The organism is Liberiplasma polymorphum (assembly GCF_043951795.1).
GTDB classification, from domain to species: Bacteria; Bacillota_I; Bacilli_A; order Izemoplasmatales; family Izemoplasmataceae; genus Liberiplasma; species Liberiplasma polymorphum.
Genome location: NZ_JBIOAG010000059.1, coordinates 1 through 6654, shown reverse-complemented (window position 1 = coordinate 6654; position 6654 = coordinate 1). Strand labels below are relative to the sequence as shown.

Genomic DNA, 6654 nt, shown 5'->3' with positions numbered 1-6654 from the left:
TCGCATCATTAAGTATGCAAAGAAAATAGGCAGATATATGGAAGAGGTCGATACATTTAAAGACTTTGAGAACAACGACGAGAAAGTCGATGCAGTTATATTAAATCTAGAACAAATCGGTGAATCTGCAAAGAAACTTTCAGATGAGACAAAACAAAATTATCCTTCTATTCATTGGCCAAGCATTATTGGCTTGAGAAATATGATATCACATGAATACGAAGGTATTAGACTAAACATCATTTATGACATAGCTACAGTAAATATAACAGAGTTGTTATCTAAACTAGATAAATAATATGAACTTTTAGTATCATTTATAGTAAAGTTAGTCTAGAGGTTATCAAAAACAGTGATAAAGTCATTAAAGAACTTGGATAAACAAATTGCCAGAATGATTATTGCTTGGATCGAGAAAAACCTTGAAGGGACTAATAATCCTAGAGAAAAAGGTAAAGGATTATCTCATAATAAAAAAGACATATGGCGTTATCGTGTTGGAAATCATAGAATTCTTGCTAATATTCGTGATGATGAACTAATTATATTAGTAATCGAATTTGGTCATTGTAAAGATATATATAAGTAAATATTGTATTTTTAATCATATAGAGTTTATGAAAAACAGTGATAAAAACCATAATGACAAGACATATAACAAGCACAGGTTTGATACAATAGCGAAATAGTAATTCGTTTTTGTATCAGGCTTTTTTTATAAAAAAAATTTGATTCTTATCTATTAATACGAAAGTGACTAAAAAACTAAAATTAAGTTTACTTATAACTTAAACTTTCTCATTTATTGTAATGCTTTAAACACTATTACATGGAAGTTTACTCAATCCTATATTTATAAATAAGAAGCAAGTCCAAATATAATATGGTATGATATAAGTAGATATAAAAAGGAGGCATATTGTGGAAAAAATTATTTTAGCTATTTTAAGTCTTATCATATGGCCAGTTGGAATTGTTTTATTTTTTGTTACAAAAAATAAAAAAGACGCACAATTATATTTAATTTTAGGAATTATTGGACTTGTCTTTTTCGGTGGAATGTTGTTTAGATAAATTTATTTTAAAACACCAATCCAGCATCTTTAAATTAATACGGTTAAAATAAATACAAGATCAATGAATCTAGGAATAAGCCACACCCAGTTGAGTTTATCTATCCCGCTTTATTATGTATTGCACATTTTACTAAGCGATAAATGATAGATAAACTTTTTATTTTACCGATTAGGTTTTTAACGACCCTATAAACTTGTATAGGAGAAAAACGTCACTTTAAAAAATATTATTATCGTTTAATACATTTAAATAAACTTAATTCATTATGATATTAAACTATATAATGCTATGATTAAAAGATAAAGACATGTTCTTTGTTTAAAGACATTTAGAAAGGAGATACCCATATGATAAATGCATTGATTCTAATTATTTTAGCTGCTTCAATCATGGTTGTTTTATTTTTTGCATACACTACAAAAAATAAACTTGCTAGTTATGTAGCTTATACCATGTTAGCAGCCATAGCTATTAGTATGGCAATAAATGGTTTAATCGGTCTCATAATCGATATTGATTTTCTATCATTCTTGGTAAGTTTATTTAGACTATTAAATGATATCATTTTATTTATTGAACTTGGTGTTATCTTGTACCTATTATTTATATCTAAACATAAAACCAAGATTATGTTATTAAAAGTAGCGATTATCGTTTATGTTGTACTGAAGTTGGTTATTGAGTTTAATTTATTTTAAAAAGTTTTTAGAAAGAAATCCAGTGCACTATTAGTTTGACTAAATCAATCTAAATAAGGATTTTACTTGTTAAGCCGTTGTAAAATGCGGCTTTTTTTATTATTATAGTATCAAGGCAAGCTTATATGAGAGAACTTTTATACAGTTACTTCCTTAAAAAAATCTTTAATATATACTATATAGGAGAGTGAACATGAAAAAAGAATCCATAGAATCCATAGAAAAGCAGGAAATATCATTAGAAAAAGAACTAGAAGAAAAATTATATAGCCGAAACACAAATAAACTCGGTGTAGATTTAAATCCAGTCGTCTCACTGAGCACAATATTGATCATTGTTTTCTTAACTTGTTATGTATTTATATCTCAACAAGGTTGGTTTGGGTTAAACCCAGCTATTATTACTTTTAATAAAGTTACGAGTGCAATCGTAGAAAATGCAGACTGGGTGTTTATATTATCTGGTAACTTCTTTGTATTATTAGCATTATACTTAGCATTTTCTCGACTTGGAAGAATAAGAATAGGTGGATTAACAGCTAAACCAGAATTCACTAACTTTGCATGGTATTCCATGTTAATAAGTGCTGGGATGGGAATTGGTTTAATGTTTTGGGCCGTTGGCGAGCCATTAACACATTTAAATATCACCCCGCCTATTTATGAAAGTGGCGATGGCGCATTCAGAGCTATGGCTTCTACATTCTTACACTGGGGATTACATCCTTGGGCAATCTATGCTGTATTAGCTTTAGCATTATCTTATTTTGCTTATAATAAAAAATTACCCTTATCATTGAGATCTATTTTTTATCCATTATTTAAAGACAAAGTGTTCGGACATTTAGGAGATGTCATCGATGTTATTGCGGTGCTTGCAACGTTATTTGGACTTGCAACCAGCCTTGGGCTTGGTGTTCAACAAATTAATGGAGGGATGAACTATTTATTTGGATTGCCTATCTCAACATTCTTTCAAGTTGTACTAATCATTTTAATTACTGCAATAGCGACCATTTCCATTTTATTAGGAATTGATAAAGGGGTAAAAGTATTATCAGAATGGAATATGAGAATTGCTGCAACATTCATGATATTAATTTTCTTATTAGGGCCAACTGCTTATATCATTCGACTCTTTTCTAATTCGTTTGGCTTATATGTTTCCCAACTAATACCCGCATCTTTTTATTTAAGCACAGAAGCTGGTGCTGCACGTGTATGGCAAGGATCTTGGACTGTGTTTTATCTCGCATGGTGGATTTCATGGAGTCCTTTTGTAGCGATGTTTATTGCACGAGTATCTAAAGGAAGAACCATTCGTGAATTCGTATTAGCGGTTTTAATTGTACCTTCAATGCTATCATTTGTTTGGTTAAGTGTCTTTGGTGGAACCGCAATGTTTGTTGATGCACAATCAAATGGTGCTTTGTTTGGCGTTGTTCAATCAGATTATTCTCTTGCATTATTTGAAATGATTCAGCGCCTTGATATAGGGGTGTTAAAAGGCATTATTGCAACGGTTTTATCTATTATTGCAACAATTTTAGTTATATCATTTTTCGTTACATCAAGTGACTCTGGGTCAATTGTTGTTAATAGTATTACTTCGGGAGGGCGTTTAAAAACGCCAGCAAGACAACGCGTATTTTGGGCAGGGCTAGAAGGGTTTGTTGCATCATTGCTTCTCATTATCGGTGGCAACGAGGCACTTGGTGCACTTCAAGCAGCTGTCATAGCTACAGGATTGCCGTTTGCAATCGTTATTACCATCATGAGTATACTATTGCTTGCGAGTCTTCAAAAAACCTACAGTCGCCAAAAACGTATACAAGATGAACAAATGGTTATGCGTGCGATAGAAGATAGTGCACTTGATATCGATATGGAACCTGTATATCGTGAAGAAAGAAAAAGAAAAGAAAAACGTAAACGTGAGCAAAAAAGAATTGAAAAAGAAGAAAGAAAAAGAAACGCATCGATATAGGATTTAGTTAATCAAAAAAAAGATTGAATGATACTTGAGTTAAAAACTCAGTAGTTGTTCAATCTTTTTTTATTTTTATAAACATTAAATAATATCTTTAATTTTTTGTTTTAATGTGACATATAACTCTGCATGCATCATCATATACCAAGGGTTAATCAATAGTAATGTAAGTGGTAATGTTGCTAACCATGTGATTGTTGCAGCAGGATACGTTGCTACACCAGAGAAAATAAGGGCATAAATCGAAGCAAAACTTAGCACAAATCCAGAAGTTAACCAAACAAACCATGGAACGAAAAACAATCTCATGAATGTTAATCTAACATAATTACCCCTCATAAGTAAGGTGCTCACTTTAAAAGCGTTATACTTACGTTGATCAAAAGCAGGATCTGCAAGTAAATAAGGGACCATTGATAGCATCAAAGAAATAATCGCAGATGGTATCGCAAAGACTAAAACATTCGTTATAATAATGCTATATCCAAGTTCAAAACTTAATACGGTGCGATAAACGTAAGTATATACAAGAACACCTAATAAAATGGGTAATAAAAAAGCAATCTGTTTAATGAATAAGTAAAATAGGTTGCGAATATAAAATTCAGGTTTAAAACCTATAGTTAAGACACTTTCATTAAATCGCGTAGATTTAGTAATCGCCTTTAGCATGACATAAGCAGTACTAAGAGTCATAGGCAATAAAATTACTGGTCCAATAAGGGGTGCGATATTAGAAATAACTGCTGTAACGATTGTCACAAACAAAAACGTTGGCATAATCGAATAATAATTTTTAGTTAATGATTTAAAAGCTTTAATTACACGCATAAAATCCTCCTAAGTTAACCCTAAACAGTTTAATAGGTATCTTTATTTTAACATATTTGACCAAATAAGCGTTGGATATCTACAGCTTTAAAAATGTATAAAAGTGACTGATAACGTTTTATAAACAAAACATTAGGTATGTCTTGATTAGTATGGTATAGTAGTTTGTACACTTTTGGAGGAATGAAATTTTGAGAGATAAAAATATTGTAAATGTTGCTGTTATTGCACACGTTGATGCTGGGAAATCAACACTCGTTGATGCCTTGTTAGGACAAAGTGGCGTATTTAATGAAAACGACGTTATCGTTGAACAAGTTATGGATAGTAATGACTTAGAACGTGAACGCGGAATCACTATATATTCTAAAAACTGTGCAATTGAACATAAAGGCACTAAAATAAACATTGTTGATACACCGGGTCATGCTGACTTTTCGAGTGAAGTAGAGCGTATTATTAAAACAGTAGACACCGTAATTTTACTTGTTGATTCAAGTGAAGGACCAATGCCACAAACACGCGTTGTTCTTGAAAAAGCACTAAGAGAAGGGTTAAGACCTATCGTATTTATTAATAAAATTGATAAAAGAGACCAACGTGCAGATGAAGTTATTACAGAATGTTTTGATTTATTTGTAGAGTTAGGTGCAAATGATGAACAATGTGATTTCCCTATAATTTACGGCGTTGCACGTAGTGGGATTGCTATGGTTGAGATGGATCAAGAAAGTAAAGATTTAACACCGTTGTTTGATTTAATTTTAAAACATGTTGAATCATATCCTGATAATTCAGATGAACCACTTAAGATGCAAATTTCTTCGCTTGGCTATGATGATTATCTTGGTCGTATGGGCATTGGCAGAATTACTCGTGGGACTTTAAAATCTAAAAAACCATACGTAATTATTAAACGTGATGGGACAACACATTTTGTTAAAATTACAAAATTGTTCGTGAATGAAGGATTAAGTAAAGTAGAAAAAGTTGAGGCCTATGCTGGTGATATTGTAACATTCAGTGGAATTTCTGATATTTCTATTGGTGAAGTGTTATGTGACCCTGATTTTATTGAACCAATGGCAAAACTTGAAATTGAGAAACCGACTTTAGCCATGAACTTTTTAGTTAACAACGGACCATTTGTTGGTCAAAGTGGGAAACTTGTAACAAGTAGTCAACTAAGATCACGTTTAAAAAAAGAATTAGAAACAAACGTTGGCTTAGAAGTTGAGCCGCTTGATGGAGTTGAAGGATTTAAAGTAAGCGGAAGAGGCGAGTTGCATCTATCTATTTTACTTGAAAAAATGAGAAGAGAAGGTTTCGAACTATGTGTTAGTAAACCAGAAGTTCTTATTAAATATGAAAACGATGAAAAACTAGAACCAATTGAAAAAGTCACAATTAGTGCACCTGATGAGCATGTTTCTCAAGTCATCAATGCCCTAAATCAAAGAAAAGGTATGATGATATCAATGGATAGCTTAGACGGCTATACTAAACTTAAATATCTAGTCCCTACTAGAGGATTAATTGGTTATAGAAGTGAGTTTATTAATAGTACACGCGGTAGAGGAACATTAGAAAAGTCATTTGATTCTTTCCAACCTTATCAAGGTGATATTACGAATTATCGTAATGGCGTATTTATCGCTAAAGAAGCAGGAAAAACTATGGCTTATAGTTTATTTAATCTTTCAGAACGTGGACGTATGGTAGTAGAACCAAGTACACAAGTATATGAAGGCATGATAGTTGGGATTAACTCACGTTCTAATGACTTAGTGGTTAATCCATGTAAAAACAAACAACTTTCAAACGTACGTTCAAGTGGAACAGATGAAGCAGTAAAATTACTAGAAACCCTAAAATTCACTTTAGAAGAATCGTTATCATTTATCAATCATGATGAGCTCGTAGAAATTACACCCGATGCGATTCGGTTAAGAAAAAAAATCTTAGTTGAGCATGAACGTAAACGTTATAATAAAACAATTGATTAATATTTTAAAACACAGATTTCTTAAAAATCTGTGTTTTTTTATATAATTTCTT

6 protein-coding genes and 1 pseudogene are annotated in these 6654 nt (G+C 31.6%); 6 read left to right on the top strand and 1 reads right to left on the bottom strand.

The features are described 5' to 3' along the window. The 5 genes and pseudogenes from ACHAJD_RS09505 to ACHAJD_RS09485 all read left to right on the top strand — a co-directional run. On the top strand, positions 1-298 hold a 298-nt coding region (locus ACHAJD_RS09505; RefSeq protein ID WP_435585632.1), incomplete at its 5' end, for a HepT-like ribonuclease domain-containing protein. A gap of 45 nt (positions 299-343) precedes the next feature. Further along, positions 344-589 (top strand): annotated as a pseudogene (locus ACHAJD_RS09500) (type II toxin-antitoxin system RelE family toxin); the annotation flags it as partial. 332 nt (positions 590-921) lie between these two features. After that, the gene (locus ACHAJD_RS09495; RefSeq protein WP_435585631.1) at positions 922-1074 is read left to right on the top strand and encodes a hypothetical protein; all 153 of its coding nucleotides are present in this window, start codon (positions 922-924) and stop codon (positions 1072-1074) included. A 350-nt stretch (positions 1075-1424) separates the two neighbouring features. Next, on the top strand, positions 1425-1775 hold the full coding sequence (locus ACHAJD_RS09490) for a hypothetical protein (RefSeq protein WP_435585630.1): 351 nt from the start codon (positions 1425-1427) through the stop codon (positions 1773-1775). Positions 1776-1968: 193 nt separating this feature from the next. Beyond that, entirely contained in the window at positions 1969-3762 is a 1794-nt protein-coding gene (locus tag ACHAJD_RS09485) for a BCCT family transporter (RefSeq protein WP_435585629.1), read from the top strand. 84 nt (positions 3763-3846) lie between these two features. Here ACHAJD_RS09485 and ACHAJD_RS09480 read toward each other — a convergent pair whose 3' ends face one another. After that, complete coding sequence (locus ACHAJD_RS09480; RefSeq protein WP_435585628.1) at positions 3847-4596, bottom strand: DUF975 family protein; 750 nt, start codon at positions 4594-4596, stop codon at positions 3847-3849. A 188-nt stretch (positions 4597-4784) separates the two neighbouring features. Between ACHAJD_RS09480 and typA the strand changes: the two genes are divergently transcribed. After that, positions 4785-6602 carry a translational GTPase TypA gene (gene typA, locus ACHAJD_RS09475; protein ID WP_435585633.1) on the top strand — a complete coding sequence of 606 codons (1818 nt, stop codon included), beginning with the start codon at positions 4785-4787 and terminating at the stop codon, positions 6600-6602. Positions 6603-6654 lie beyond the last annotated feature (52 nt).